The 1964-nt window shown below is 40.8% G+C and carries 2 protein-coding genes and 1 tRNA gene; 2 read left to right on the forward strand and 1 reads right to left on the reverse strand.

Going from position 1 to position 1964, the window contains the following annotated elements:
- Nucleotides 1-912, reverse strand: a 912-nt coding sequence (gene mnmE, locus ABY905_RS16915) for a tRNA uridine-5-carboxymethylaminomethyl(34) synthesis GTPase MnmE (RefSeq protein ID WP_372646018.1), incomplete at its 3' end; no start/stop codon positions are given.
- A 227-nt stretch (nt 913-1139) separates the two neighbouring features.
- On the opposite strand from mnmE, the gene ABY905_RS16920 reads away from it, so the two are divergent.
- Nucleotides 1140-1487 carry a hypothetical protein gene (locus tag ABY905_RS16920; RefSeq protein ID WP_372646020.1) on the forward strand — a complete coding sequence of 116 codons (348 nt, stop codon included), beginning with the start codon at nt 1140-1142 and terminating at the stop codon, nt 1485-1487.
- Nucleotides 1488-1862: 375 nt separating this feature from the next.
- Nucleotides 1863-1944: transfer RNA gene (locus tag ABY905_RS16925), tRNA-Leu, on the forward strand.
- Nucleotides 1945-1964 lie beyond the last annotated feature (20 nt).

Here is a 1964-nt window from a genome sequence, read left to right on the forward strand (position 1 = left end):
AACGATTTGAGCCTGGCGCATCTTTTGGAAGGTACGCTCAATACCCATATTCTCAATCTTATCAAGCGTGGTGCGAATACCCGCCGTATCGATAAATCGGAAGGTCACCCCTCCCAAATTGATAGTATCTTCAATTACGTCGCGGGTGGTTCCCTCAATTTCCGAAACAATGGCCTTGTCTTCTTTTAGCAGAGCATTCAGCAGAGTTGATTTCCCCACATTGGTATTTCCCACAATGGCAACGGGCACTCCATTTTTAATGGCATTACCCAACTCAAAGGAATTGACCAACTTACTGATGATAGTCTCTATTTCTGTCACCAAGGCTTGCAGCTGTGTTCTATCAGCAAACTCAACATCTTCTTCACCAAAATCGAGTTCCAGCTCTATCATTGAAATGAAATGCAACAAGCGTCCACGTAGGTTAGCAATCTCGTTGGAGAAACCACCACGCATTTGTTGCAGAGCCACCCGATGAGCTGATGCCGAGCTCGAAGCAATTAAATCGGCCACAGCTTCAGCCTGTGAAAGGTCCATTTTACCATTCAGAAAGGCACGCTGGGTATATTCTCCTGGTTTCGCCATGCGGGCACCCGCCTTAAGCAAAACTTGTAAAATGCGTTGCTGTATATAGGGAGCGCCATGACAGGCTATTTCGGCACTATTCTCGCCCGTATAGGAATATGGTGCTTTAAAAACCGTTACCAAAACCTCATCCACAATTTCTTCTCCATCCATCAGGTTACCGAAATGAACGGTATTGGCCTTTTGTTCACTAAGAAGCTTGTTGGTTTTCGATTGGAATATCTGGTCACAAATTGTTAAAGCCTTCTCACCCGAAAGTCGGATAATAGCAATGGCACCATGTCCAGCAGCTGTAGAAATGGCACATATAGTTGATTGATCGATCATCTTTATCTAATATTATATCAAAAACAGCAGTACTAAGTCGAGAAAACCAGAAGCCTCCCCGGCTCACATTCAAAGCTGTTTCTCAATTGAAAAAACATTTCTTATTCAAAATGAATCTACAAATATACGACAGATCATAAAAAAGAAGACTAAAAGCTTGAAATTTATAAACTGATCCTTTTTTTCCTATGTTTGCAAAAGGAAACAAAACTTTAAAAACAGAACATATGAACACTATTAGCGGTCGCTGGTCATTCACCGAAGATTTTGGTTTTGGGAAAGATGAAGGCTTTGCTGAATTCACTCAAGAAGGCGAAAAAATTACAGGCGTGTTAGTTTACACAGAAAGAATCGAAGACGAAACACCTTTTCGTGTGCAACAAGAGGTCGAAGGCACTTTTGATGGCCAACAACTAAAGATTACCGGCACAGCAGTTGAAATATTAGATGCTGAAGAAGAAATCGAATACCATCTGGATTGCTGGGAAGGTATTTTGAATGAAAAAAATCAGATTGTGGGTCACTCTTACGACGACCATGAATGTTTTGGGGTTTTCGTTATGGAGATGATTTAAGGATAAAGGCTAAAGTAAAAAAAGGATAAAGGTTAAGGGAAAGAAGTATAAAGGCTGAATGTAACGAGATCCTCCTCAAGTGGAAGAAAGCTTTGCAACCGACAAATAAAGTAAAGTCAAGCTCGATAATCATAGTCCTCAACCAATTAGCTTTTCGACTCCTTGTTTTAGCCTAAATAAAACGTATTTCGGACAGCTAAACCCAGATGGTTTACCTGAAAATTTATCAAAAAAAGTTTTAATCATTAAACACTACTTCACAAGCACTTACCTCCACAAAGCCCATAAACATTGAATTTATTGCAATTTATTTTCAGAAAAAATTTGGAGCTTATAGAAAAACACACCATCTTTGCATCGCAATCAGAGAGAAACGCGGATGTGGCGTAATTGGTAGCCGCGCTAGACTTAGGATCTAGTGCCGAAAGGCGTGGGGGTTCGAGTCCCTTCATCCGCACAAAAAGGATCAGCACGAAA

This window comes from Ancylomarina sp., assembly GCF_041555295.1.
Taxonomy (GTDB): domain Bacteria; phylum Bacteroidota; class Bacteroidia; order Bacteroidales; family Marinifilaceae; genus Ancylomarina.